The organism is Roseovarius pelagicus (genome assembly GCF_025639885.1).
GTDB lineage: Bacteria > Pseudomonadota > Alphaproteobacteria > Rhodobacterales > Rhodobacteraceae > Roseovarius > Roseovarius pelagicus.
On sequence record NZ_CP106738.1, the window covers coordinates 1,561,196 to 1,585,992 of the forward strand.

Consider the following 24,797-nt stretch of genomic DNA (forward strand, 5'->3'; position numbering starts at 1 on the left):
GCCGCCTCAGAACTCGGCCCAGATGCGGGTCATGTGGGTGTCGATGATCGACTGATAGGTGCCATTTTCCTTGATCCCGCGCAGCCCGGCATTGATGGTCGCCAGCATTGCGTCGGCTTGGGGGTGGCTCTTGTGCACCAGAACATGCAGGCCCTCTATGGACACAGGACGTCCCTGCACGATCTCGATCCGGTCTTTCAGTCCCAGATCTTTCATCGCGGTACGCCCGACAAACTCGTTGATGGCCACTGCATCCACCTCGCCGTCCATCAGCATCTCGAAACAGTCCTTGATGGTCTGCGGCTGCTTCAACGTGATCTTGCCGTCAGTGATCCATCGACGGTCAGCCCGATCCAGATCGTGGGTAAAATAGCCTCGTGGGCGACATAGCGTTCGTCCCGCCATATCGGCGTCGCTGACAAAAGGTACCGGGTCAGCCTTGTCCGTGAACAGCAGGATCAGCATCTCGAACATCGGGTCAGAGAAGTGGAAGTTGGCGCAGCGATATTCCTCGGGCGACGACTCGCAATCTGGCTTGAACCATGGAAACCCCAGATCCAGCAGCGCATTGGACAACAGCGGATCAAGATGCGACCCCCAATCTTCGACCCAGTGGATCGCATAGCCCTCACCGGGATCAGCCTTGGCCATCGCGGAATTGACCACATCCGTCAACAATCCGCCGTTTGGCAGGTCTGGTGAGGTAAACGGCGCATAATCGCCCGCCGTCAGCAGGTTGATCTTGGATCGTGTCGCATACGTGCCCGACGCCTCGACCAAAGGCGCGGCAGCCGATACTGTCCCCACCTCGACACCTCCGGGCAGCCCCGTCGGTAGCCCGTCGATACAGCTCAGCGCCAGCTTCATTCCGACACGGATTGCGTTCGGGCTGTCACCGATGACGCCTAGATTATTGGTATGAACCGCAGACCACTTGCCCGCGTCCTTGTAAAAGCTGTCTGCGATGGCCGACAGGCTGTCGCCTGATTTGACCGTATAGATACCGCCGCATGTTGCCGCCGCTGCCGATGATCCAAGAACCGCTCCGCCCAGCCCCCCCAACACAACCAAACCACTAAACATAGTGTTGCGCATCCAAATCTCCCCCAAGATTTTGCGCGAAATAACGATACTCCAACCGTTCAGGTCAAGCGATTAGATCGCTAGGCAACCCGTTTTCTCTTACCTGTGGCACGGATTGGGGCAGGCATGGTCTGTTGAAAGTATCTCAGCCCGCCCTGAGACGCGCCGACAGGCGCAGGGCATGCGATGGGTCCGCCGCGTGTCCCGGCATCACAGGATCATACGCCGCTGCAATCAACGCCGCGATATCCGGTCGCAAGATTACCGTCTCTTCGCCCGGTACTTTTGCCAGAGGCGCGCGATCGCGAAACGCGGCATCCGACCACATCAGCACAGACTGCACCACTTGGCCCAGCGCGAGCGTCTCGGCAGGCATCTGGCTTAGCTGCGCATCCATCCGCAAAAACACGAAGCTCGCCTTGATCCCGCCCGCATCATCAAACCGGAAAATGCGGTACTGGTTGGCTTCCGCGTCTTTCAGACGCTTAACCAGTGATGCCAGATCGGGCACCAAATGGTCCAGATCGGGCACCTCCAGCAGCTCATCCCACTCGGAAAAGAAGAAGAACATCAGGTTGGCACCCAATTCGGGGTCAGTCTCTACCATCTGATGACCCGCCAACTGCACCATTGCCTCGATCGCGCCCTTCACTACGCTGAGCGTCGCATCGTCGACACCAAACACGATCGGCGCGATGGGGCGGCCCCAGCGCGCAAACGCATAACTGCCGTCCTGCCGGGTGAAATACGCTTCTATCTCTTGCGGTGTCATGGCGGGCCTCCTCGATCCGCGCCCCCATATCAAACCGATCCGCGTACGCCCAGCCCTTCTTGTTTGCGAAAACTACTCACCCGCGGCGGCGCTCCGGCGGGCTATCCCTCAAACAGATCATTCTGGCCCACGGCGCGCGGTGCTGCCAGCCCCAGATGCGCCCACGCCCGCAGCGCCAGCATCCGCCCGCGAGGCGTGCGCTGGATCAGCCCTTGCTGCAACAGATACGGCTCGATCACCTCTTCCAACGCATCACGGGACTCGCTCAGCGCGGCACTCATCGTCTCGATCCCGACCGGACCGCCCTGATAGGCCTCGGCGATCAGTCGCAGATAGCGCCGGTCTGCCCCATCAAGGCCCAGATGATCTACGCCCAGCCGGGTCAATGCCGCATCGGCCAGCGCGCGGGTGATTGTGCCGTCGCCGTCGATCAGGGCAAAATCCACAACCCGACGCAACAACCGCCCAGCGATGCGCGGCGTGCCACGGGCTCGGCGCGCGATCTCCATCGCGCCATCGGATGCGCACGGCACGTTCAGCAATGCGGCGTTGCGCACCACGATCTCGTGCAATTCCTCGATCTCGTAAAACTGCAACCGCGTCGGGATGCCAAACCGATCCCGCAGCGGCGTCGTCAACAGTCCCAATCGCGTCGTCGCACCGACCAGCGTAAAAGGCTGCAATTCTATCCTTACGGTGCGTGCGGCGGGCCCCTCGCCGATCACCAGATCCAGTTCAAAATCTTCCAATGCCGGGTAAAGCACTTCTTCCACCGCCGGATTAAGTCGGTGGATTTCATCGATAAACAACACATCGCGCGGCTCCAGATTAGTCAGGATCGCCGCCAGATCACCCGCTTTGGCCAATACCGGCCCGGATGTCATACGAAACCCGACACCCAACTCGCGCGCCATGATCTGCGCCAGCGTTGTTTTGCCCAAACCCGGAGGCCCGTGAAACAGTGTATGGTCCATTGCCTCGCCACGTTGGCGGGCAGACTGGATAAACACGCGCAGATTGGCCCGCGCCTCGGCCTGACCGATGAACTCGCTGAAGGCCTGCGGGCGCAAGCTGCGGCTTTGGTCCTCGGGCAGCGGCTCGGGGCGCAATGTAGGATCAGGCTCGCTCATGTTTTCGGCGCCAGAAGTTTCAACGCCGCACGGATCAGCGCGGGCGTTTCAGCCTCTGGCGCATCACCTGCCGCCTGCGCGACCGCACCCGCCGCCTCGCCCGGGCCGTAGCCAAGATTCGTCAGCGCCGACAATGCCTCTGCCTGCGGCCCGGGGCCGGTTGGTTGCGACGCAGCCTGCGCCGTGGGGATCGCTTCGATCACGTCTTCCTCTACGATCTCTGCCACCCCGACGCCCGGCGCGGGTCCGGTGCCCATCGCCATCACTTCCGGGGCCTTGTCTTTCAGCTCGTTCACGACACGTTGCGCTGTCTTGGGACCAATTCCCTTGGCCGCCTTAATGCTGTTCCAATCACCCAGAGCAATCGCCCGCCCGACCCCTTCTGGCCCCAGTGCGCCCAAGATCGCCAGCGATGCCTTGGCGCCGACCCCCTGCACGCTCATCAGCAACCTGTGCCATTCCTTTTCGATCAGTGTCGTAAACCCAAAAAGCTGTAGCAGATCTTCGCGCACCAGCAGTTCTGTATAGAGCGCCGTATGCTCGCCCACAGCGGGCAACGCGCGCAGAGTCCGGTCCGTGCAATAAACCAGATAGCCCACGCCGCGCACGTCCAGCAGCACATGGTCGGTGGCCCGATAATCAATCCGGCCTGCCAAGCGGCCGATCATGCGCCCATCTCCACTCGGGCAGAACCCGCGGCGACGACCCGCTTCGAGGACCAGTGATGCGCGTGACAGATCGCTATGGCCAGGGCATCTGCCGCATCCGCACTGTGTAGCGCCACACCCGGTAACTGAATCTTCACCATATGGGCGACTTGGTCCTTGTCGGCATGACCGACACCGACGACCGTCTTCTTGACAGTGTTCGGGGCATATTCACCAACGCTCAGCCCGGCCTGAGCGGGCACCAGCACGGCAATTCCGCGCGCCTGACCCAGTTTGAGTGTTGCCGCACCGTCCTTGTTTACGAATGTCTGTTCGACCGCGGCGGTATCCGGGGCGAACCGCGCCAACACAGCACTCAACTGCTCATGCAGCGACAGCAGCCGTTCTGGCAAAGTCGCGCCGACCGAACGGCAAGTACCATTGCCGACATGGTTCAGACGGCTGCCCTGCATGTCAATCACGCCCCACCCAAGGTTCCGTAAACCCGGATCAATGCCCAATACCCGCATGATGGCTACCCTGCTCTTTGCTGTTTTCCCAACGCGTAGCACGAAACAGGAACACGAGCCAAGAAGTTTACGCGCAGATCGGGTGGAGCAGAAAACAGCAGTCAATTTTTGCTGCGTTGCAGCATTGCAACGCCTACACATCCTCGCCGATGGGGGGATTTTAAATAATATTCAATATAAACGGCAGCTTGACCCTCCGTTCGACCTATGCACCCATCGCATACTGACTATGCAATTACTAATATTGCATGCGCGAATTGAGCCTCCTATCTGCAGTGCAGAAAGAGAAACACACACGGCTGAAAGCCAAACACCGCAATACAAAAGGATGACACCCATGTCCGCAATCGACACCACCCGCACCGCCCACACCTCAGCCAACCCGTTTGCTGGCACAGTGGCCCGCCTGATCGCCAACGTCGCCGCCTGGAATGATGCCCGCGCAACGCGCAAGGCTCTGGCGGCGTTGTCAGATCGCGCACTGGAAGATATCGGCCTGTCGCGTGCCGAGATCGACACATTCGGCGCCCGCCGCTAAGATTCGTTAGGCATCACTCCAAGACAGAACTGGCGCGTCGCGCCTGTCGGCCTTGGTAGGAACGCAAAAGAGAACACCCCTGCACCGGGACCATGGTGCAGGGGTGTTTTCGTTTCACGTCTCCCAGAAGGGAGAAAACTCGTACCGAACAAAACCGAGAGAGGCTTATCGTTTCGCGGCAGGACGTCGCAGCACCCGGAGGCGATAGGTGCCGCGTGTTCCTACCAAAAGAGCGGGGCCGCCTTCGTGGCGATCGCCTGAGTAACCGGGTCAGCATACATCAGCACCGCACCAGCCTGCTCTAGGACTGTGCCCTGTTCCAGCACGGCAATTCGTGCGGCATAGGCATCTGCGCCGGACTGGGCCATGATCAGACCCTTAAACAGCAAAACACCCATAATCATCAGAACAAAGCCACGCAGCGGAAAGGACATCTTGCGCCGTTTGGGGCGGAATACGATGAGTCCGTCAGCACCAACTTTGCTGTCGTAACCGCGCGCCATGCGAACATGCGTGCGCTGTACTTTTCTGAGGCGGGTTGAGAACCCATTTTGCGAGTAAGTCATAGCAGCTTCCAGTTTTCCGGCCCCCGCCAGATCACATGGTTAAACTACGTTTGAATTGTGGCGAATTTTAGGCAGCTGCCTTGGAATAGCTGCTTTTAGACAGATTTTCCGCATATTTTACAGAGCGTTGTTGTCGTCCACTCGCCAATCTCCTCTCGGCGGACCACATTGTTTCCGCAGCGTGTATAAACGTCGATCACCTCATCAGCTTGGCTATTCAAAATGCCCGACAGAATCACAAAACCGCCATTTTCGAGTCGCGCAGTCACTTCGGGCGCCAATGCGATCAGCGGTCCCATCAAAATATTAGCGCAGATCAGATCAAAGGGTGCCGCATCCGCCAGCACCGGATGATCCAGACCCGTCGCCTCGATACACTCCACGCGGTTCTCTAGCCCATTGGCGCGCACATTGGCCAATGCCACCTCGACTGCAACTTCGTCGATATCGCTGGCCAGCACGCGGCCGGGCCATAACCGGGCCGCGGCCATTGCCAGCACCGCGGTGCCACAGCCGATATCTGCCACCGTGTCCGGGATGAACCCATCTTCGGCCAGCGCGTCGATTGCCCGCAGACAGCCCAGCGTTGTGCCGTGGTGTCCTGTGCCGAATGCCATTGCCGCTTCGATCAGCAGCGGCTCGCACCCGTCAGGCAGTTTGTCTGCGTCATGGCTGCCATAGACAAAGAACCGGCCCGCCTTAACCGGCGACAGTTCACGGCGCACCTTGGCGACCCAGTCAGTGTCTGGCAATTCCGAAACGGCAAATGGTCGCGCACCATGTATCTGCGCCAACAGCGCCAGCCCCGCCTGATCCGGCGCATCCTCGAAGTAGCCTCCGATCTCCCAGGTGCCGCTGCCATCCTCGACCTCTGTCGTGCCGACACCTGTCGGTTCTGGAACCAACCGTTCCATATCATCGGCAAGCGCCTCGGCGGCAGTCTGACTGCTCAGCAACGTGAGGGCAGTATATGTCGGCATAGGCGCGGTCCTTTCGGTGCGCTATTCCGCCGGGGCGGCGGCAAGGCGCGACAGGATTGTTTCGTTGCCCGGCTCAGGATGGCGCGGGATCAACAGCGCCAATAACAGCGAAGTCCCCGCCATGCCAGCGGCCATGAAGAACACCGCAGCGGGCGACACCAGCCACAGATACCCCAACAACGCGGGCAGGAACACGGCCGCGATATGGTTGATCGTAAAGGCGACAGCAGCCGTCGGTGCAATATCGCCCGGATCGGCGATCTTCTGAAAATAGGTCTTGAGCGCCAGCGCCAGCGCAAAGAGCATGTGATCGATCACATAAAGGGACGCCGCTAGCAACAGGCCCCAGCCAAAGAAGTAGATGCCCCCATAGGCCAAAAAGACGACCATCAATCCGATGTATTCGAATATCAGCGTATTGCGCTCACCGAACTTTGCGACAGCGGCCCCCATGAACGGTGCAAAGATCATGTTGGCGACGAGGTTGATTAAGAAGAGTGCTGTGATTTCATGTACGTCAAAGCCGAATTTCTCAACCATCATGAACCCGGCAAAAACGACGAATATCTGTCGCCGCGCGCCAGCCATGAATTGCAGACAGTAATACAGCCAGTAACGCCGCCGCAGGATCATTTTCTTGAGCTGCGGATTGGGTGCCTCGAACTGCGGATAGGCGAACATTGCAAAGATCGCGATTGCCGCACAGACCCCGCCAGACAGCATATAGACAGTGGTATAGGTCAGGCCCAACGGCTCCCACAGCAGGACGATCAGACCATAGGACAGCAGCGTGGCCGCAGATCCCGCCGCAACCAGCCAGCCCAGCACCTTTGGCGCGCGCGCCTTTTCCAGCCATTGCAATTGCAACGACTGGTTGACCGTCTCGTAATAGTGAAACCCGATCGAGCTGAGCATCGTGATCGTCAGAATGCCACCCATGGTAGGAAAATACGCAGTGATCGCGGTGGCCGCACCTAACAGCACCAGCGACACGAGGCCCAGAACCTGTTCGCGTACGAAGATGATAATCGCGATCACCCCGATGGCCAGAAATCCGGGGATCTCGCGCACCGTATGCAGCCAGCCAATGTCAGAACCATCGAACTGCGCCACTTCGATGACAAAGTTATTGAGCAGCGCCGACCACGTGGAGAATGCAATCGGCATCGCCGCCGCCATAAGAAAAAGCAGCGTGATAGGACGCCGCCAGAGCGGCAGACTGCGCGCTTCGGCAAGGGGAATGAGCTGTGTCATAGGATCGCTTTACGCCTGAACGGCGCGGTTGAAAAGATCATTGGCCACACCATCATGGCCGGACGTCTGTCGGGCTTGCCAACTGCCCCCATAGTATTGCTAGACTGCGTTGTGTCTCGACGCCCCGGCGCAGGAGATCCTGTTGCGGCTGTGAGCGCGTTATTTCGGCTTCCGACTGCAAAGGATTTGATAGTTGACTGATTTTTCCTTCTCTACCTCAATATCCCTGATGCGCCGCACGGCTGCATTCGTTCTCTTTCGCATGGCCGTCTATTTCGGCATCGCCGTCGCATATGTCCTTGCCACTGGTGCCGGCGCGGGGATCGGTTGGGGTGTGGGCGCGTTCGGCGATGCAGAGTTTCGCGCAGGGGCCACCTTCTGGGGTGGCGGGATCGGATTCGCCGCCACGGCTGCCGTGCTATATTTCCTGCGTGAATACATTCTCTATACGGTCAAGGCCGGCCACATAGCCGTGATGGTAGAGCTTTTGGACAATCAGACACTGCCCCAAGGGCGTGGCCAGATTGCTCATGCCCAAAACGTGGTCAAGGAACGCTTTGCCCAGTCCAGCACTCTTTTTGGCCTCGACCAACTGATCAAGGGCGTGTTGCGCACCATCACCGGCCTCATTCAGGGATTGGCGTCAATTCTACCCATCCCGGGTACGGATGGCCTGATGCGTATCGTGCGCGGTTATCTCAAAGTCGCCGTGGGGCTGATCGACGAAGTGATCCTCGCGCATCTCATCCGAACACGATCAGTGAACCCCTGGAAAGACGCGCAATCGGCGCTCGTCCTTTATGCGCAAAACGCCAAACCGATGCTGATCAATGCGGCAGTGATCACGCTGGTCAGTTGGCTACTTGCCTTCGTTGTGTTCCTGATCATGCTCGCGCCTGCTGGTGCTGTCGTCTACATGATCCCCGGCGCATGGTCGGCTGGTGGTTTCGTCTTTGCCATCCTCTTTGCATGGGCGGTCAAGGTGGCCCTGATCGAGCCATTCGCCATTGCATGTCTGTTGCAGGCGTTCTTCAAGGTGACTGACGGCCAAGTGCCAAACCCAGAATGGGAGGCAAAGCTAGAAAGTGCATCCACCAAATTCCGCAAGCTGGGTGAACGGGCTGTGAACTGGGCCACCGGCGGGCGGGCGGCGGAACAAGGCGCTGAGCCACCCACCTGACGATTCAGTAAAAACTCTGCGGGTCGATATCGACGCTCAGTCGCAGCGTGTTTGGCGCGCGGACGCTCTTGACCCAACGCGCAACCGCGCCTTGTAGTGGCGCGCCCTTCGGGGCCTTGACCAACAGCCGGACCCGATGACGGCCCCGGATACGCGCGATGGGCGCAGGTGCAGGCCCATAGACTTGTGCCCCGATCTGGCGCAGCGGCCCATCGTTGTTCGCCAATGTGTTGCCCAGATCGAACGCGTCCTGCAATTCGGGCGACGATAGAATGATCCCCGCCATCCGACCAAAGGGCGGCACGCCAGCCGCTTCGCGTCCCGCCGCTTCGGCGCGCCAGAACCCTTCTTCGTCACCACTCAGGATCGCACGGATCACCGGATGCTCGGGCTGGAAGGTCTGCAACAATGCCGTACCGGGCTTCTCGGCGCGCCCCGCACGCCCGGCGACCTGCCGCATCAACTGAAACGTGCGTTCTGCCGCACGCAGGTCCGACCCCTGCAGGCCGAGATCCGCATCAATCACCCCCACCAGCGTCAACAAAGGGAAGTTATGTCCCTTCGCAACCAGTTGCGTGCCGATGATAATATCCGCACCACCCTCTGCGATCTTGCCGATCTGCTCCTTCAGCGCACGCGCAGAGCCGAACATATCCGAACTCAGCGTCGCGATCCGCGCCTCGGGAAACAGCGTCGCGGCCTCTTCGCCCATGCGTTCCACCCCTGGCCCGACAGCCGCCAGCCGACCTTCTGCCGCGCAGGACGGGCAAGCCTCCGGCATCGGTTTGGTCTCGCCGCATTGATGACACATCAGGCGTTTCAGAAAACGGTGTTCGACCATGCGCGCGTCACACTGATCACAACCGATCTGGTTTCCACAGGCGCGGCACAGCGTGACAGGTGCATATCCCCGGCGGTTGAGAAAGAGCAGCGACTGTTCACCCAACGCCAGCCGCGTTTTGATCGCGGCTTGCAAAGACGGGGAGATCCAGCGATCGCCGGGCAATGTCTCGGCCCGCATGTCGATACAACGTATCTCGGGCATGACCGCCGCGCCAAAGCGCGCTTCGAGATCAAGCCGTTTGTACTTTCCGGCCTCCGCGTTGGACCATGATTCCAGTGACGGTGTCGCCGACGCAAGGATCACTTGTGCGCCACATATCGACGCGCGTAACACTGCCATGTCGCGGGCGTTGTACATCACGCCATCTTCTTGCTTGTAAGAGGTGTCGTGTTCTTCATCCACGACGATCAGTCCCAGATCACGAAACGGCAAGAATAGCGCTGAACGTGCACCCACCACCAGTTGCGCACCGCCCTGGCCCACCATCTTCCAGATGCGTCGCCGCTCGGTCATCGTTACGCCGGAATGCCATTCGGCGGCGCGCGCACCGAACCGCGCCTCGACGCGGGACAGGAATTCTGCGCTCAGCGCTATCTCTGGCAGCAGCACCAATGCCTGACGCCCCTGCCGCAATGCCTCGGCCACTGCCTCCAGATAGACCTCAGTTTTGCCCGACCCGGTGACGCCACGCAGCAATGTCGTGCCGTAATCGCCTGTGCGAAGTGCCGCGCACAGCGCGTCAGCACAATCCGCCTGATCCTCCGTCAGCGCCTTGCCTGCATGATCCGGATCCAGCCGCCGAAAGGGCAGATCGCGCGGCGTGTCTTCTTCTGCGACCACGCCTTGCTTAACCAAGCCTTTGATTACGCTGCTGCTGACACCGGCTTCTTCGCTCAGTTCCTTGAGTGTGAACAGGGTGTCGCCATTGCCCTCCAACACATCCATCACCCGCAAACGGGCGTCGGTGATGCGGTCCGGGCTGCCGTGGCCCAGCCGGAACACCTTGCGCATCGACGGTGGATCACCCAACCCCGGGGCGCGTGTGGCCAGACGTAACATCGCCGTCATGGGCGTCAGCGTATAGTCGGCTGCCCGGCGCAGGAATATCTGCATCTCCTCACGCATCGGAACGACATCCAGCACACGGATGACGCTGCGCACCTTATTAATGTCAAAATCACCCTGCCCCGGCCCCCAAACAACGCCCACCACCTTGCGCGGGCCCAGCGGCACTTCGACGAACGCGCCGATTTGGCAACCACCCTCGGGTGCCTTGTAGTCCAGCAACCGGTCCAGCGGCTGTGTTGTCAGAACGCCCACCAGCGCACCTTGGTCAAAGAAATCAGCAGTGGGCGAGGACAATGGCAGGCTCCGGGAAAAGGGTTTCGGCAGGTCAGTCTATGAGGTAATGGAGGAGCCAACAAACTCCAATCCCGCCAGAGAGGGCAAGCCAATGAAATTTTTCGTCGATACCGCAGAAGTCGATCAGATTGCCGAGTTGAACGACCTTGGCATGGTGGACGGGGTTACCACGAACCCGTCGCTGATTATGAAATCAGGCCGCGACATCATCGAAGTCACCAAAGAAATCGCCGAGATGGTGGATGGCCCCGTCAGCGCAGAAGTGGTGGCGTTAGAGGCCGATGCGATGATCGAAGAAGGTCGTAAGCTGGCCAAGATCGCGGACAATATTGCGGTGAAAGTGCCGCTGACTTGGGCGGGCCTGAAGGCATGCAACGTGCTGTCGAACGAGGGCAACATGGTTAATGTCACACTCTGCTTCTCGGCCAATCAGGCGCTGTTGGCGGCCAAGGCCGGGGCCACGTTCATCAGCCCGTTCATCGGTCGACTGGATGACATCAACCTTGATGGGATGGAGTTGATTTCGGATATCCGCCAGATCTATGACAACTACGGCTATGACACCCAGATTCTGGCCGCCTCGATCCGTTCGGTGAACCACGCATATCAGGCGGCGATGATTGGATCGGACGTGATGACTGCGCCGCCTGCCGTGATCAAGAAGATGGCAGAGCATCCGCTGACCGATGCCGGACTGGACGCGTTCATGAAGGACTGGGCCAAGACGGGTCAGAAGATCGTTTAAACCCACTCGGCAGCATATCGCAAAATGTTTCGCCGCGCGCTGCGTGGCGACGGGCTGGGGGTTTTACCCCCAGACCCCCGAGGATATTTCTGCAAGAAGAAAAACCGGGCGGCATTAATGCCCGCGTATGTGCAGACCCTAAACCCAGATCGTAAATTTTGCCGCGTTCCTGAATTCAGATGAAGATTTCCCCGCAACGCCATGCTATACCACCGCAAAACCAAAAAACGAGACGAGCATGAGCAGCAGCACTAGGATCGACGACACTCTGCGCGAGCGGATCATTAGCCAACCAGATGTTATTCTGGAAGATCAGGATCTTATGCGCGCCCTCATTGCCGCGAACGAGCGCGCAATGGGTAGCAATATCGTCGATCTGCGCGGTATTGCGATGGACCGGCTGGAGGCGCGGCTGGATCGGCTAGAGGATACCCATCGCAGTGTGATCGCCGCAGCCTATGACAATCTGGCGGGTACGAATCAGGTCCACCGCGCGATTCTGCGTATGCTTGACCCCGGCGAGTTCGAGACTTTCCTGCGCGATCTGGGGGGCGAGGTGGCTCATATCCTGCGCGTCGACGCGATCCGACTGGTGCTGGAATCGGTACAAAACGACGAAGACCCGGCTGTTAAACGGCTGGGCGATGTGCTGAGCGTGGCAGAACCGGGCTTTATCGAGCGTTATCTGACTGGCGGGCGCGGCGCACCGCAGCGTCAGGTTACGCTGCGCCAAGTCAACGACAGCGACAACCGCCTTTATGGGGAGGAGGCCGGGTACATCCGCTCCGAGGCGTGTCTGCGGCTCGATTTCGGAGAAGACCGGCTGCCGGGCATGTTGGTTATGGGGGCCGAAGATCCGCATCAGTTCAGCCAGCAGCAGGGCACTGACCTTCTGACCTTCTTTGCCGGCGTGTTTGAGCGCAGCATGCGCCGCTGGCTGGCATGATATCGCCCGCCGCCCGCGATGCGTTGCAAAGCTGGTTGGCCACGGAACGCGCGCTCAAAGGTGCGGCAGAGAATACCATCACGGCCTACACGCGCGATGTATCCGATTTTCTGACCTTCATGACCCAGCACAAAGCAGAGCCTCAAGGCCTGCGTCCACTTGCCCAGATCGGTGTGAGTGATATGCGGGCATGGATGGCGCATACCCGCAGCGACGATGTCGGCCCTCGCAGTCTGGCACGAAAACTATCGGCGGTGAAATCCTTCTATCGTTGGCTGAGCGAGCGTGAAGGGTTCGAGCCGACCGCGGTTCTTGCGACCCGCTCGCCCAAGTTTCAGCGCAAACTGCCCCGCCCATTGAGCGAGGACGCCGCCCGTGCGGTCATCGACACGGTGGATATGCAATCGCAAACACCATGGATCAGCATCCGTGATCAGGCCGTCATTACCCTGCTCTACGGCTGTGGTTTACGGATATCAGAGGCATTGTCGCTGACCGGCGCTAACATACCGCTGGGCGAGGCGCTGCGCATCATCGGCAAGGGCGGCAAGGAGCGCGTCGTACCTGTATTGCCCGCCGCACGCGCCGCCGTCGCGGCCTATTCGCGCCTCTGCCCTTATCCGATAGAACCGGACACGCCGCTTTTCCTTGGCGCACGAGGCGGTAAGCTGTCGCCACGCATCGTACAAAAGGTGATGGCGCAGGCGCGCATGCAGCTGGGCCTGCCCGCCACCGCGACCCCACACGCCATGCGGCACAGCTTTGCCACGCATCTGCTGAATGCTGGTGGCGATCTGCGTGCAATTCAGGAACTACTGGGACATGCGTCCCTGTCGACCACCCAAGCCTACACCGGGGTCGAGACCGCACGGCTGATGGAAGTTTACCAGCGCGCGCACCCCAAGGCGTGACTGAACGGCATCTCAGTGCTGGATTGCACCGCATCCAGTTTTGCGCCATGAAGCGGCCATGACAAAAGAAATCAAAGCCCTGTCCGTGCATCTGCTGACAGCGACCGGTGCCGTCTTTGCCATGCTCGCAATGCTGGCCGCCGCCGACGAGAAATGGAGCCTGATGTTTCTCTGGCTCGTTGTCGCATTTGCGGTGGACGGTGCCGATGGCCCGCTGGCGCGTAAATACGATGTGAATACGAACGCACCGCGCTTTGACGGCAATCTGCTCGATATGATCATCGACTACATCACCTATACGTTCATCCCGGCCTTTGCCCTGTTCAAATCCGGGTTGCTCCCGGGTTGGACGGGTTGGGTGGCGATCATCCTCATCACCTTTGCCAGCGCGATGTATTTCTGTGATCGCGGGATGAAGACCAAGGACAACTCATTTGCCGGCTTTCCGGGTTGCTGGAACATGGTTGTGCTGGTGCTGTTCGCGACCGAGCCGAATTTCTGGTTCAGTCTGGCCTTGGTCTCCGTGCTGGCAGTGGGCATGTTCCTGCCACTGAAATTCGTACATCCGGTGCGGACCGAGCGTTGGCGGGCTGTATCATTGCCAATGTGCTTTGCCTGGACATTCTTTGCGGGCTGGGCCGCGTGGGTCGATTTTCATCCTGAGAGCTGGGCGCATTGGGGGCTGGTTGTAACCTCGATCTACCTACTATGCGCCGGGATCGCACAACAGATCATTCCGGCACGACAAAGCTAAGTAAGCGACGGCTCGTATCGAACGGCGCATGCTGCTAGATCAATAACCCAGCGGCACCCTCGTGCTTTAGCAGCCACACTTTGGTTTCCACCCCTCCGCGCGCCGAAAACCCGCCAAGCCCATTGGCACCCAAAACACGATGGCAGGGTATGATCACGGGGATCGGATTCCCGCCACAGCCGCTACCCACCGCCTGCGCGGGCACGCCTAACGCCGATGCGATCTCGCCGTAGGTGCGTGTTTCACCGTAAGGGATCGCTGAGATCTGATCGCACACGTCGCGCTGGAAATCGGTGCCGCCTACGCGCAGCGGCAGATCGAATACCGTCAGTGTTCCGTCAAAATACGCCGTTATCTGGCGTCGCGCCTCTTCCAGTTCCGGCGTGCTGTCACTGGCGTTGGTCCGCCGCCAATCAATTGCAGTGATGTCTGCATTTTCGCTGACGACGGTCATAGGACCAATAGGCGTGGAAAACGTGACCGCAGGCATCGCAGATCAGGCCGAATGCGCGCCGTCTGCCAGTCCTTTGACGAACTCCAGAACCTCAGCCGGGCTGTTCCCATCGGCCATTTTGGCGACGATCGCCGACCCGACCACCGCGCCATCTGCAATACTGGCGATCGCCTTAGAGGTTTCGGGCGTGCGGATACCAAAGCCGACGATAACCGGCAGATCGGTCTGTGCCTTGATCCGGGCCACTTCGGGCGCCACGTCACCTGCCTCGGGGGCCGCCGCACCGGTAATCCCGGTGATCGAGACGTAATACACAAAGCCCGACGTGTTCTCCAACACCTTGGGCAGACGTTTGTCATCCGTCGTGGGGGTGGCCAGCCGGATAAAGTTCAACCCGGCGGCTTGGGCGGGAATGCACAGTTCGTCATCCTCTTCGGGCGGCAGATCAACCACGATCAGCCCGTCAATTCCAGCCTCGCGCGCATCGCTCAGAAACTTGTCCACGCCGCGACTGTAGATCGGGTTATAATACCCCATCAGGACGATGGGCGTCGTGTCATCACCCTTGCGAAACTCTGCCGCCATATCGAGGGTGCGCTGCAATGTCATCCCGCCGCCCAAGGCACGCTGACCGGCTAACTGGATTGTCGGGCCATCCGCCATCGGATCGGTAAAGGGCAAGCCCAGCTCGATGATATCAACACCTGCGCCGGGCAGGCCTTTGATTACCTCCAGAGAAGTGTCGTAATCGGGATCACCTGCCATGACATACGACACGAAAGCTTTCTTGCCCGCGGCTTTCAGTTCTGCGAATTTAGTGTCGATCCTGGACATTGGCATCCCCTCTTGCATGCTGCCTCTCCTTTGCGGCTTTGTGACGCGAAAATCAATGGCGCACAGGTGATTTTCCGTAGGGTGCATCGCCGAGGCTGATGCAGGCGATCACAAATGCGCATTTGCGCCGCCAGCACATGCGCGGCAAACTTCCTGTCTGCGCCGCAAAGGACAATCCAATGACCGTTCAGAAAATCGCCTCCTTCACGCTTGATGGCGCTGGTGGAAACCCGGCAGGCGTTTTAATCGCGGCAGTTCTCCCGCCTGACGACGAAATGCAACGTATCGCCGCCGAAGTCGGATTCTCCGAGACCGCCTTTGCCGCGCCTCAGGGTGACGGGTTTCGGGTTCGTTACTTTGCGCCCGAGGCCGAAGTGCCGTTCTGTGGACATGCCACCATCGCGCTTGGCGCGGCTCTGGGGGCGGCCTATGGGGCGGGGGCATATGATCTGACACTGAACGAGGCGATGATTTCGGTCCTTGCCTATGAGGACGCTGGCGCTTGGGGTGCGCGGCTGACCTCGCCGCCGACATCCTATCGCGCTGTCTCTGATCAAACTCTTGCTGCGTTTTGCACGCTATTCGGGCTGAAAATCGGTGATCTGGCTCCTGATCTGCCGCCTGTGCTGGCCAATGGCGGGGCAGAGCATCTGATTTTGCCACTCGCACATGCTGCGTTACTGCAGGACATGGCCTATGACTTTGACGCTGGCGCTGCATTGATGCAGCAGCACGGATTGGTCACGGTAGACCTGATCTGGCGCGAACGCGCGGATCTCATCCATGCCCGAAATGCCTTTGCCGGGCACGGCGTCTACGAGGACCCCGCAACCGGGGCGGCTGCGGCTGCATTGGCGGGCTATCTGCGTGACAGCGGCGTACATGCGGACCTGTTCGAAGTCATACAAGGCGTGGGCATGGGTATGCCATCGCGCCTGCATGTAGCAGCGTGCGCAGGTTCCGGCGCGCCGGTCGAGGTCGCAGGTTTGACGCGCTTGTTGGGCTAGCGCCGTATGCCGGGCTGAACTGCGGCCTACATCTGCGGCTTTTGCGGCTGCAATGCGCCCCCACCCTTGCGCCCGCCCGCGCCAACCCATAGAAGCGGCGCTGCTGTCATAAGAGGTGCGTTATGGGCTTTAAAATGGGAATCGTGGGTCTGCCGAACGTCGGTAAATCAACGCTTTTTAACGCGCTGACGCGCACCGCTGCCGCGCAGGCCGCAAACTTTCCGTTTTGCACGATCGAGCCCAACGTAGGCGACGTTGCCGTGCCCGACGCCCGGCTGGATAAACTGGCGGGAATCGCAGGCAGCAAACAGATCATCCCCACCCGGATGACCTTTGTGGACATTGCCGGGCTGGTAAAGGGTGCCAGCAAGGGTGAAGGACTTGGCAACCAATTCCTTGCGAACATCCGTGAGGTGGACGCCATCGCCCATGTGTTGCGCTGCTTTGAGGATGGCGACGTCACCCATGTGGAAAACCGCATTGATCCCGTGGCCGACGCCGAAACGATCGAGACCGAGCTAATGTTGGCCGACATCGAAAGCATCGAAAAACGCCTGCAAAACATCGTGCGCAAGGTACGCGGCGGCGACAAGGAAGCCGTGCAGCAGGAACGTCTGCTGCGCGCTGCTCTGGCCGCACTAGAGGATGGCAAGCCTGCGCGCACTGTCGAAGTCGACGACGAAGACATTCGCGCTTGGAAACTGCTTCAGCTACTGACCACGAAACCGGTCCTGTATGTCTGCAACGTCGGCGAAGGCGATGCGGCGGACGGCAATGACCTCTCTGCCAAGGTTGCCGAAATGGCCGCGGCAGAAGGCAACGCCCATGTGATTATCAGCGCCCAGATCGAAGAGGAAATCAGCCAGCTCGATCTGGAGGAGGCGCAGATGTTCCTCGAAGAGATGGGCCTGCACGAGGCCGGGCTGGATCGCTTGATCCGCGCGGGGTATGAATTGTTGCACCTTGAGACCTATTTTACCGTTGGTCCCAAAGAGGCGCGCGCCTGGACGATTAAATCCGGTACGTCGGCTCCCAAGGCGGCAGGCGTGATCCACGGCGACTTTGAAAAGGGCTTCATCCGCGCCGAAACGATTGCCTATGACGATTTCATCTCGCTGGGCGGCGAACAACCGGCCAAAGAGGCCGGCAAGATGCGTGCAGAAGGCAAAAGCTATATCGTCAAGGATGGCGATGTTCTGCACTTCTTGTTCAATACCTGACAAGCATTTCGAGCACCCCGGTAGCCGACCAGAAAGGGCGCGTTCTCAGAGCGCGAACTTACCGCAGGCCGCCATAACCAGTGTTTCAAAAGCCAGCGTCGCGGCCAGAAAGGCCGACATACCACCGACATCGTGCGGTGGGCTGATCGTGTTTATGTCGACCGAGACAACGTTCAACCCAGCCAACGCCTGAAGCACAGCGAACCCCTCGCGCGCGGAAGCGCCGCCCCAAGCGGGCGTACAGACGCCCGGCGCCACCGCTGGATCGAAAAAGTCCATGTCAAAGCACAAATAGACCGGTCGACCGTCAATCCTGTCACGCACCTGACCCATGGTCGCGTCGATCCCGTCTTTGATCAACTGGTCCATGCCGATAATGCCATAACCCAGTTGTCGACCGTAATCGTAGACGCCCGGCACCATATGGCTGCGCCGTGTGCCGATGTGAATCGACCCGCGCGGATCGATCAAACCTTCTTCGAATGCTCTGGCGAACGGTGTGGCATTGTTCAACCCGTCAATGGGATAGGCGTCTGTATGCGCATCCAGATGCACCACACAAAGCTCCGGGTACCGCCGGGCCAGCGCGCGCATCTGCGGCAAAGCGATGGCACCGTCCCCCCCAAGAGCGATGGGCAACGCGCCTCCGCTCAGGGCTATATCCATCGCTGCCTCGATAATGCCCATTGCGCCATCTACGTCCCCCGGTGTCACAGAGGCGTCTCCCAGATCAACCAACCCGAGCTGTTCCAGCGGATTTATCCCGCTGTCCCCATCCCATGGTCGCAGCAACAGCGACTGTTCGCGGATTGAAAATGGCCCCAGCCGCGCCCCAACACGTGTCGGATGTGCACCGCAATCAAAGGGTAATCCCAATATGACGCCCCGTGCCGCACCGGGGTCGGTGACATGCGGCACCCCCATAAAGCTCAGCGGAGCACGAAAAGGATGTGTCATATCAATCATCCCGCGAAAATATGCAGCGTCCGCCAATATAGGTTTCCGCGACCCGCAACTCATCCAGCCGTTCTGGAGGCATGGAAAAGATATCCTCTTCCAGTATCGCAAAATCCGCCAACATGCCGGGGGCAAGGGTCCCTTTTATATGCTCCTCTTTTCCTGCCCATGCGCCCAAAACCGTATAGGCCTGCAAGGCTTCATAGACGGTGACCGCCTCTTGGTCGCCCAGATCGGCACCGCTTGCTGTGCGGCGGTTGACCATCGAATGGATGCCGCGCATAGGGTTGGGATGACATACCGGCGCATCTGAATGTCCCGGCGCAATGACGCCAGCATCTATCATGGTACGGTGCGGCCACATGTGGCGCATCGCTTCGGCCCCACGATTGCGGATATAGGCGTCCCCCAGATCATAGGCAAAGCCGGTTGCCGACGAGCAGATGACCTTCAATCGCTGCAACCGCTTCAGAATGGCGGGGGTCACATTGCAGCAATGCTCGACCCGCATCCGATGATCGTTGGTCGGGTGTTGGGTCAACGCGTGTTCGAACCCGTCCAAAACAAAGTCTATCCCGCGATCTCCGACCCCGTCAGCCCCCACGAGAAGCCCGGCGCGATGCGCCCTAAGCACCTTTTCGTTGAAATCCCCGGCCTCGTATAGCAGCATACCGCGATTGTCGTCCGGTTCCCCCAGAACCTTTGGCCCGATATAGGGGTCATAATAGGCCGCAGTGCGTCCGCTGGTAGAGCAATCCGGACACCATTCCACGCCAGTCAAGCGAACCCATTCATCGCCAAACCCCGTTCGCCATCCCGAGCGGATGATCGCCTCGATCAGGTCGTCCTCTCTCCCGCTGGCCAACAGACCCACGCGCATATGCAGATCGCCTGCATCGCGCATCCGCTGATAAGCGGCGATGCCATGGGTTGAACACAGGCTATTGTGGACAGAAGTGATGCCGTAACTGGCGAAGTTTTCGAAAACGCGGCCCAGCCCGGCCATGAAATCCTCAGTTTTGAAGTCGCGCTGGCAATGATTGACAATCGCATGTGCAGCCGTTTCGCGCAGAAGGCCGGTCAATTCTCCGGTCTTTGGGTCGCGGTCCAGCCGTCCAAACGGGGGGTCAATGCTGTTGCGATCAAAGCCGACGATTTTCAGGGCTGCGCTGTTTGCCACCCCTAGATGCCCATCGCGCCGATACAAGAACACTGGCCGATCTGCCGCCGCCGCATCTAGCGCCCCGCGCGTCGGATACCCACCCATGCGCAGATCGTCATAGCCAAAGCCGACGAACCAATCGTCTTGCGGTCGATCCTTGGTCTTTTGTCGGATCAGCGTCATTAGGCCGTCCATATCGTGGGGGCCTTCCGACAGGTCCGACCATCGACCATAGCGTGCACCATGCATGTCTGGATGGCAGTGGCTGTCAATAAAGCCCGGGATCACACAGCGCCCGCCACAGTCTATCACTTGCGCATTGGGCGCGAGGGCGCGAATGTCGGCTGTACTGCCTGTCGCGACAATGCGACCGGCGGATATGGCGATAGATTCGACAAAATCTCCGGGTGCGGTCATGGTGGCGATCCGTCCGTCAATAACAATGTAATCTATCGATTGCGTTTGCATTCTGACCTCTCTCTGCGTGGATTGGACGCGATGTTGCATCAACATCTGCGGTTTGGAAAGCCTACCATTCTACGACGGTCATTGGTTTTGGCTCGGCTCCATTTCCTGCACCAGCCATTCAATGAAGGTGCCCGCCGCTGCTGATGTCGCGCGTTCCGGCGCGGTTACTAGGTAGTATGCCATGCTCTGACGACGGACCATTTCGGGCAGTGGCCGAACCAATCGCCCTGCGGCCAAATCGTCGCCCGTGGTCAGGTCATCCCCGATAGCAATCCCCAGCCCCGCTCGCGCGGCAGAAAGTTCGTGGTTGAAATCCTGAAATCGAAGGGTGCGCCGAATAGCAGTGGTATCCTTACCCTGTGCCAGCAGAAACTCCTGCCAATGCGTTCCGGTTGGATTGTCAATCAGCACATGTCGACTCAGATCGTCTAATGTGCGCACAGGATCAGGCCCTGACATTACTTGTGGGCTGCATACGGGAAAAATTTCCAATTGCCGCAACAATCGCACCCGGCGGCCGGGCCATTCGGGGCGGCCATACAGGATTTCCAGATCCGTGATATCCTGATGCAAACCCGGAGCGCGCACAGCCGATAAAACGGTCAGGGCGATATTCGGATAGGCGTCCATGAACTGAGCAAGCTTAGGGATCAGCCAGGTCGCAGCCAGTCCGGGCATGCAGGAAATGATCAGCGATCCTTCGAAACTGCCACTGTGAACACTACGCACCGCAGCCCCTAGGTCATCAAACGCCTTGGTGAGGTATGGCAGCATATGCCGCCCCTGCGGTGTCAGCTCAATCCCGCGCCCAGTGCGCCGGGTCAATTGCACCCCCAAACTACGCTCTAGTCCCTTGACCTGTTTGCTTACAGCGCCATGCGTCACATAGAGTTCCTGCGCCGCCAGACTCAATGTGCCATGACGCCCTGCCGCCTCGAACGCACGCAAGGCACTCAGGGGGGGCAGTTTCCGCATGGTTTTCGCACTCCGTTAGCGCCCTGTCGACATGGCAGCGTGAATTAAAGTCGACTCTAGGCGAAAATTTATGCACTTGCTCGCGAAAATTTCACAGCCTAGCCTTTTCTTACAACAAACCCACCGGGAACGGGATGTCAGAAAAGATTCTTCAAAAAGATACGACCGTTTACAGCGCCACGATCAAGCTGTTCGGATCAGAACCCGATCCTGCGTTTCATGACCCTGATCGCATGGCGCGGCTTTGGGGCAGGAACTGGGGCTGCGACAATGATGTGGGCCAGCTGCGCGCGGTGCTGATGCACCGGCCGGGCACCGAATTCGATGTTATTGACCGACAAAAACACATCACCGCCACAGGCGGCTATGGCGATATCGATGCTGGCTGGTATTGGCAGAGCAGCACCATTCCTGACCTGTCCGAGTTACAGGCCCAACACGATGGGCTGGCCGATCTGCTGCGCGCCGAAGGCGCCGAAGTGATCTATCTGGACGGAGTGACCGACGGGCGATTCAAATCAGTTTACACGCGCGATTCATGCATCGCGGTCAAAGGCGGTTGCATCGTGACACGTCTGGCACCGCGAATGCGGCATGGCGAGGAGCTAGCAGTGACACGCGCCCTTGCGGATGCTGGCGTTCCGGTGCTGCGTACCCTGCATGGGCAGGCAATGGCCGAGGGCGGCAGCTTTGCCTGGCTCAATGCACAGACAGCCGTGATTGGCCGTGGCATTCGCATCAACGACGAAGGCATCGCACAAATCGCTGACGTTTTGAAATACATGGGCGTTGAACTGATCACCGTTGATCTGCGTGGCTACGACATTCACATTGATGGGCATTTCCTGATGGTCGCCCCGGATGTAGCGCTGGTCTGGGCGCCGGGCCTGCCATTCACCTTTCTGGAACGCCTGAAGGAACTGGGCATCCGTACTGTCGAAATGAACCAACATGACAACCGCTGGATCGTCAACGGACTGGCGGTGCGACCGGGGCGCGTCATCATGCCAGAGGGCATATCAGATGAAACGCATACCGCGCTGGAGCGTGAGGGCATCGAAATCGTGACCACCCCTTACGACAAGGTGCAGCTGAACGGAGGGGGGATACATTGCTCAACTTCGCCGCTGGTTCGTGATAGTGTCTAAACAGGCGAATTCAAGAAACCTCAACAAAATCAACAGAATCAACAAGGGAGTATAACTATGAGGAACAATCGCATTGCAATAACAGCCATCGCTGCGGCCGCTGTCCTGTCCGCGCCAATGGCGATGGCGCAGGATACGCTCACCGTCGCGTCCTGGGGCGGTGCCTACCAAGAGGCGCAGCGCAAGGCCTGGTTTGACGTCGTCGAAAAAGAACTGAACATCAAGATCATCGAAGACACCACCTCGGGTGCGGCTGATGTCCGGGTGCAGGTGGCGTCTGGCAGCCCTACATGGGATTTGACACAGCAAGGGAACTACAGCTGCGCCATCCTCGAACGTGAGGGCAACGTCGAAATGCTCGATCCAGAGATTCTGGCCGTTAAGGGAATTCCCGACAACATGAAAGGCAAGGGCTGGATCTCCAACCTCGTTTATGGTGCGGTGCTGGCACGCAACGACGAGAAATTCCCTGACAAGAAGCCTGAAACCTGGATGGATTTCTGGGACACCGAAGCGTTCCCCGGTCCGCGCAGCCTGCGCCGCAATCCGGTCTATAGCCTCGAAGCGGCCCTGATCGCCGACGGCGTCCCGATGGATGAGTTGTACCCGCTGGACACCGAACGCGCGTTCAAAAAGCTCGGCGAGCTTAAGGACGAAATCGCAGTCTGGTGGAGTTCTGGCGCTCAGTCGGCGCAGATTCTGCAGGACGGAGAGGTAGATATGGCGCTGGTCTGGAACGGGCGCGCGCAATCCATCGCCGACCAAGGCGCACCTGTCAGCATCACCTTTAACGAGCAGATCCTGCTGACCGACTGCTGGATCATTCCGAAAGGTGCCAAGAACAAAGAACTGGCGATGAAAGCCATCGAAATTATGAGCCGTCCAGAAGTGCAGGCACGGATCGCCTTGTTTATCAACTACGGACCGGCAAACGCTGATGCGTTCGATACGGGTGTCATACCAGAAGACGTGGCAAAGGGCCTGCCAAGCCACCCCAGCAACGCCTCCAAGGGGTTCGTGCTGGATGCGAACTACTGGGCCGAAAATCTCGATACCCTGACACAGGAATTCGACTTCTTCATCCAAGAATAACAACACAATGGCGGACCAACACGCGTTGGTCCGCCTGCACTTTCCCCTATTTCTCAGGGGTGCAGACATGAGGTGACAAGATGCTGCATTTCGATCGCTCAGATTTCGACGACAGGATCGCTGCCGCACGACGCCTCATGAAGCGGGACGGTCTGGATGCACTGCTGATCTTTGCGCAGGAAAGCCACTTTTACCTGACCGGGTTCGACACAAAGGGCTTCGTCTTTTTTCAATGCGCTGTGCTGACGTTGGACGAGACACCTATCACGCTCCTGACACGCCGCCCCGATCTGGAACAGGCGCGCCGCACCTCTATCATCGAAGACATTCGGCTGTGGTACGATGCGCCGGGCGCTGACCCGACAGCCACATTGCACGACATCCTGAACGAAAAGGGCCTGAAGGGCGCACGCGTCGGCGTGGAATTGCGCAGTTTCGGCCTCACCGGAGACAACCATCAACGGTTGCGGCAGCGGTTCGACGACTGGTGTACTCTGACCGACGCATCGCATCTGGTGCGCGAGTTGCGACTGGTCAAGACCGAGGCAGAGATAACCTATGTGCGACGCGCTGCCGAATTGGCCGATGCCTCGCTTGACGCGATGATCGAGACCTCTGGACCGGGCGTGTTCGAAGGTAACATCGCTGCAGCCGGGATCAAACCGATATTGGAGGGCGGTGGCGATCTGGCCCCATCAGGGCCGGTTTTGGGTTCTGGCGACCGGGCATTGCTGGTCCGCAGCGCCACGGGGTTTCGCCATCTGGACGACGTTGACCAACTGACAATCGAACACGCAGGCAGCTACCGGCATTACTGTGCCTGTCTGATGCGCACGATCACTGTCGGGCACGCAAACGACCAACAGCACAAAATGTTCGACGCCACGCGCGATGCCATGGCCGCGATGACCGAGGCCGCAAAGGTCGGTAACGTGATCGGCCAGATCGACGATGCTCATCGTGCTATCTATGACAAGGCAGGGTTCGAGGACGCGCGCATGTCGGCCTGCGGCTATTCCCTAGGCGCAACCTATTCACCGTCCTGGATGGATGTGCCGCCGATGATCCATTCGGGCAACGACACCCCCATCGTCCCCGGAATGGTCCTGTTTCTGCATGCGATCCTGATTGACGCCCCGCGCAATCTGGCAATGTCTGCGGGCTATACCATCGTCACGCGCGAGGATGGTCCCGAAATGTTGAGCCGCGCGCCGCTGGAACTGGTGGTGCGCTAACCC

General features: G+C 59.3%; 25 protein-coding genes. 11 read left to right on the plus strand and 14 right to left on the minus strand.

The window, feature by feature from the left end; translation table 11 throughout:
- Nucleotides 1-6 precede the first annotated feature (6 nt).
- From N7U68_RS08825 to ruvC, 5 genes are all read right to left on the minus strand, one after another.
- Nucleotides 7-1,095: a LysM peptidoglycan-binding domain-containing protein gene (locus N7U68_RS08825; RefSeq protein ID WP_263048869.1), complete on the minus strand. Its 1,089-nt coding sequence runs from the start codon at nt 1,093-1,095 to the stop codon at nt 7-9.
- Between the two features lie 133 nt (nt 1,096-1,228).
- On the minus strand, nt 1,229-1,855 hold the full coding sequence (locus N7U68_RS08830) for a hypothetical protein (RefSeq protein WP_263048870.1): 627 nt from the start codon (nt 1,853-1,855) through the stop codon (nt 1,229-1,231).
- Nucleotides 1,856-1,956: 101 nt separating this feature from the next.
- Nucleotides 1,957-2,985 (minus strand): Holliday junction branch migration DNA helicase RuvB, encoded by a 1,029-nt coding sequence (gene ruvB, locus N7U68_RS08835; RefSeq protein WP_263048871.1) that lies wholly within the window; start codon nt 2,983-2,985, stop codon nt 1,957-1,959.
- Complete coding sequence (gene ruvA, locus N7U68_RS08840) at nt 2,982-3,653, minus strand: Holliday junction branch migration protein RuvA (protein ID WP_263048872.1); 672 nt, start codon at nt 3,651-3,653, stop codon at nt 2,982-2,984. Before ruvA ends, ruvB begins: the two co-directional genes overlap by 4 nt.
- Entirely contained in the window at nt 3,650-4,162 is a 513-nt protein-coding gene (gene ruvC / locus N7U68_RS08845) for a crossover junction endodeoxyribonuclease RuvC (RefSeq protein WP_165196304.1), read from the minus strand. The genes ruvA and ruvC overlap by 4 nt, the downstream gene beginning before the upstream one ends.
- A 337-nt stretch (nt 4,163-4,499) precedes the next feature.
- On the opposite strand from ruvC, the gene N7U68_RS08850 reads away from it, so the two are divergent.
- Entirely contained in the window at nt 4,500-4,700 is a 201-nt protein-coding gene (locus N7U68_RS08850) for a DUF1127 domain-containing protein (protein WP_165196302.1), read from the plus strand.
- 221 nt (nt 4,701-4,921) lie between these two features.
- On the opposite strand, the gene N7U68_RS08855 is transcribed toward N7U68_RS08850, so the two are convergent.
- The 3 genes from N7U68_RS08855 to N7U68_RS08865 all read right to left on the minus strand — a co-directional run bounded on the left by N7U68_RS08855 (nt 4,922) and on the right by N7U68_RS08865 (nt 7,500).
- A complete protein-coding gene (locus N7U68_RS08855) occupies nt 4,922-5,266 on the minus strand; it encodes a hypothetical protein (protein WP_165196300.1) in 345 nt (114 codons plus the stop codon).
- 95 nt (nt 5,267-5,361) lie between these two features.
- Complete coding sequence (locus tag N7U68_RS08860; protein WP_263048873.1) at nt 5,362-6,246, minus strand: 50S ribosomal protein L11 methyltransferase; 885 nt, start codon at nt 6,244-6,246, stop codon at nt 5,362-5,364.
- A 21-nt stretch (nt 6,247-6,267) separates the two neighbouring features.
- Complete coding sequence (locus N7U68_RS08865; RefSeq protein WP_263048874.1) at nt 6,268-7,500, minus strand: MFS transporter; 1,233 nt, start codon at nt 7,498-7,500, stop codon at nt 6,268-6,270.
- A 193-nt stretch (nt 7,501-7,693) separates the two neighbouring features.
- On the opposite strand from N7U68_RS08865, the gene N7U68_RS08870 reads away from it, so the two are divergent.
- Nucleotides 7,694-8,680, plus strand: a complete 987-nt coding sequence (locus N7U68_RS08870) for a hypothetical protein (protein WP_263048875.1) — start codon at nt 7,694-7,696, stop codon at nt 8,678-8,680.
- Nucleotides 8,681-8,684: 4 nt separating this feature from the next.
- On the opposite strand, the gene N7U68_RS08875 is transcribed toward N7U68_RS08870, so the two are convergent.
- A complete protein-coding gene (locus N7U68_RS08875; protein ID WP_263048876.1) occupies nt 8,685-10,886 on the minus strand; it encodes a primosomal protein N' in 2,202 nt (733 codons plus the stop codon).
- Nucleotides 10,887-10,977: 91 nt separating this feature from the next.
- Here N7U68_RS08875 and fsa point away from each other — a divergent pair, with 91 nt between their 5' ends.
- The 4 genes from fsa (at nt 10,978) to N7U68_RS08895 (ending at nt 14,242) form a co-directional block, all read left to right on the plus strand.
- Nucleotides 10,978-11,631 (plus strand): fructose-6-phosphate aldolase, encoded by a 654-nt coding sequence (gene fsa, locus N7U68_RS08880; protein WP_165196290.1) that lies wholly within the window; start codon nt 10,978-10,980, stop codon nt 11,629-11,631.
- Between the two features lie 238 nt (nt 11,632-11,869).
- A complete protein-coding gene (locus N7U68_RS08885) occupies nt 11,870-12,577 on the plus strand; it encodes a DUF484 family protein (RefSeq protein ID WP_263048877.1) in 708 nt (235 codons plus the stop codon).
- Nucleotides 12,574-13,488, plus strand: a complete 915-nt coding sequence (locus N7U68_RS08890; protein ID WP_165196286.1) for a tyrosine recombinase XerC — start codon at nt 12,574-12,576, stop codon at nt 13,486-13,488. The genes N7U68_RS08885 and N7U68_RS08890 overlap by 4 nt, the downstream gene beginning before the upstream one ends.
- Nucleotides 13,489-13,546: 58 nt before the next feature.
- Nucleotides 13,547-14,242, plus strand: coding sequence for a CDP-alcohol phosphatidyltransferase family protein (locus tag N7U68_RS08895; RefSeq protein ID WP_165196284.1), 696 nt, complete (start codon nt 13,547-13,549; stop codon nt 14,240-14,242).
- 34 nt (nt 14,243-14,276) lie between these two features.
- Here N7U68_RS08895 and N7U68_RS08900 read toward each other — a convergent pair whose 3' ends face one another.
- Nucleotides 14,277-14,732: a methylated-DNA--[protein]-cysteine S-methyltransferase gene (locus N7U68_RS08900; RefSeq protein WP_165196282.1), complete on the minus strand. Its 456-nt coding sequence runs from the start codon at nt 14,730-14,732 to the stop codon at nt 14,277-14,279.
- A 6-nt stretch (nt 14,733-14,738) separates the two neighbouring features.
- A complete protein-coding gene (trpA, locus tag N7U68_RS08905; protein WP_165196280.1) occupies nt 14,739-15,530 on the minus strand; it encodes a tryptophan synthase subunit alpha in 792 nt (263 codons plus the stop codon).
- Between the two features lie 179 nt (nt 15,531-15,709).
- Here trpA and N7U68_RS08910 point away from each other — a divergent pair, with 179 nt between their 5' ends.
- Nucleotides 15,710-16,537 carry a PhzF family phenazine biosynthesis protein gene (locus tag N7U68_RS08910; RefSeq protein WP_165196278.1) on the plus strand — a complete coding sequence of 276 codons (828 nt, stop codon included), beginning with the start codon at nt 15,710-15,712 and terminating at the stop codon, nt 16,535-16,537.
- 122 nt (nt 16,538-16,659) lie between these two features.
- Nucleotides 16,660-17,757, plus strand: coding sequence for a redox-regulated ATPase YchF (gene ychF, locus N7U68_RS08915; protein WP_165196276.1), 1,098 nt, complete (start codon nt 16,660-16,662; stop codon nt 17,755-17,757).
- A gap of 45 nt (nt 17,758-17,802) precedes the next feature.
- Here ychF and N7U68_RS08920 read toward each other — a convergent pair whose 3' ends face one another.
- From N7U68_RS08920 to N7U68_RS08930, 3 genes are all read right to left on the minus strand, one after another.
- Nucleotides 17,803-18,714 (minus strand): arginase family protein, encoded by a 912-nt coding sequence (locus tag N7U68_RS08920; protein ID WP_263048878.1) that lies wholly within the window; start codon nt 18,712-18,714, stop codon nt 17,803-17,805.
- Between the two features lies 1 nt (nt 18,715).
- The gene (locus N7U68_RS08925; protein ID WP_263048879.1) at nt 18,716-20,344 is read right to left on the minus strand and encodes an amidohydrolase; all 1,629 of its coding nucleotides are present in this window, start codon (nt 20,342-20,344) and stop codon (nt 18,716-18,718) included.
- A gap of 78 nt (nt 20,345-20,422) precedes the next feature.
- The gene (locus tag N7U68_RS08930; protein ID WP_263048880.1) at nt 20,423-21,319 is read right to left on the minus strand and encodes a LysR substrate-binding domain-containing protein; all 897 of its coding nucleotides are present in this window, start codon (nt 21,317-21,319) and stop codon (nt 20,423-20,425) included.
- A gap of 134 nt (nt 21,320-21,453) precedes the next feature.
- Here N7U68_RS08930 and N7U68_RS08935 point away from each other — a divergent pair, with 134 nt between their 5' ends.
- The 3 genes from N7U68_RS08935 to N7U68_RS08945 all read left to right on the plus strand — a co-directional run bounded on the left by N7U68_RS08935 (nt 21,454) and on the right by N7U68_RS08945 (nt 24,794).
- Complete coding sequence (locus N7U68_RS08935) at nt 21,454-22,467, plus strand: dimethylarginine dimethylaminohydrolase family protein (RefSeq protein ID WP_263048881.1); 1,014 nt, start codon at nt 21,454-21,456, stop codon at nt 22,465-22,467.
- A gap of 57 nt (nt 22,468-22,524) precedes the next feature.
- Nucleotides 22,525-23,559 (plus strand): polyamine ABC transporter substrate-binding protein, encoded by a 1,035-nt coding sequence (locus N7U68_RS08940; protein ID WP_165196268.1) that lies wholly within the window; start codon nt 22,525-22,527, stop codon nt 23,557-23,559.
- An 80-nt stretch (nt 23,560-23,639) separates the two neighbouring features.
- A complete protein-coding gene (locus tag N7U68_RS08945; RefSeq protein WP_263048882.1) occupies nt 23,640-24,794 on the plus strand; it encodes a M24 family metallopeptidase in 1,155 nt (384 codons plus the stop codon).
- Nucleotides 24,795-24,797: the final 3 nt, after the last annotated feature.

Excerpts from the sequence above, each read along its gene's own strand:
- N7U68_RS08940 (WP_165196268.1), top strand. The coding sequence starts at position 22,525 with ATGAGGAACAATCGCATTGCAATAACAGCCATCGCTGCGGCCGCTGTC.
- N7U68_RS08855 (WP_165196300.1), bottom strand. The coding sequence starts at position 5,266 with ATGACTTACTCGCAAAATGGGTTCTCAACCCGCCTCAGAAAAGTACAG.
- N7U68_RS08945 (WP_263048882.1), top strand. The coding sequence starts at position 23,640 with ATGCTGCATTTCGATCGCTCAGATTTCGACGACAGGATCGCTGCCGCA.
- N7U68_RS08825 (WP_263048869.1), bottom strand. The coding sequence starts at position 1,095 with ATGCGCAACACTATGTTTAGTGGTTTGGTTGTGTTGGGGGGGCTGGGC.
- N7U68_RS08900 (WP_165196282.1), bottom strand. The coding sequence starts at position 14,732 with ATGCCTGCGGTCACGTTTTCCACGCCTATTGGTCCTATGACCGTCGTC.
- trpA (WP_165196280.1), bottom strand. The coding sequence starts at position 15,530 with ATGTCCAGGATCGACACTAAATTCGCAGAACTGAAAGCCGCGGGCAAG.
- N7U68_RS08910 (WP_165196278.1), top strand. The coding sequence starts at position 15,710 with ATGACCGTTCAGAAAATCGCCTCCTTCACGCTTGATGGCGCTGGTGGA.
- ruvC (WP_165196304.1), bottom strand. The coding sequence starts at position 4,162 with ATGCGGGTATTGGGCATTGATCCGGGTTTACGGAACCTTGGGTGGGGC.
- N7U68_RS08930 (WP_263048880.1), bottom strand. The coding sequence starts at position 21,319 with ATGCGGAAACTGCCCCCCCTGAGTGCCTTGCGTGCGTTCGAGGCGGCA.
- ychF (WP_165196276.1), top strand. The coding sequence starts at position 16,660 with ATGGGCTTTAAAATGGGAATCGTGGGTCTGCCGAACGTCGGTAAATCA.
- ruvA (WP_263048872.1), bottom strand. The coding sequence starts at position 3,653 with ATGATCGGCCGCTTGGCAGGCCGGATTGATTATCGGGCCACCGACCAT.
- N7U68_RS08895 (WP_165196284.1), top strand. The coding sequence starts at position 13,547 with ATGACAAAAGAAATCAAAGCCCTGTCCGTGCATCTGCTGACAGCGACC.
- N7U68_RS08925 (WP_263048879.1), bottom strand. The coding sequence starts at position 20,344 with ATGCAAACGCAATCGATAGATTACATTGTTATTGACGGACGGATCGCC.
- N7U68_RS08830 (WP_263048870.1), bottom strand. The coding sequence starts at position 1,855 with ATGACACCGCAAGAGATAGAAGCGTATTTCACCCGGCAGGACGGCAGT.
- ruvB (WP_263048871.1), bottom strand. The coding sequence starts at position 2,985 with ATGAGCGAGCCTGATCCTACATTGCGCCCCGAGCCGCTGCCCGAGGAC.
- fsa (WP_165196290.1), top strand. The coding sequence starts at position 10,978 with ATGAAATTTTTCGTCGATACCGCAGAAGTCGATCAGATTGCCGAGTTG.
- N7U68_RS08890 (WP_165196286.1), top strand. The coding sequence starts at position 12,574 with ATGATATCGCCCGCCGCCCGCGATGCGTTGCAAAGCTGGTTGGCCACG.
- N7U68_RS08935 (WP_263048881.1), top strand. The coding sequence starts at position 21,454 with ATGTCAGAAAAGATTCTTCAAAAAGATACGACCGTTTACAGCGCCACG.
- N7U68_RS08860 (WP_263048873.1), bottom strand. The coding sequence starts at position 6,246 with ATGCCGACATATACTGCCCTCACGTTGCTGAGCAGTCAGACTGCCGCC.
- N7U68_RS08865 (WP_263048874.1), bottom strand. The coding sequence starts at position 7,500 with ATGACACAGCTCATTCCCCTTGCCGAAGCGCGCAGTCTGCCGCTCTGG.
- N7U68_RS08885 (WP_263048877.1), top strand. The coding sequence starts at position 11,870 with ATGAGCAGCAGCACTAGGATCGACGACACTCTGCGCGAGCGGATCATT.
- N7U68_RS08850 (WP_165196302.1), top strand. The coding sequence starts at position 4,500 with ATGTCCGCAATCGACACCACCCGCACCGCCCACACCTCAGCCAACCCG.
- N7U68_RS08920 (WP_263048878.1), bottom strand. The coding sequence starts at position 18,714 with ATGACACATCCTTTTCGTGCTCCGCTGAGCTTTATGGGGGTGCCGCAT.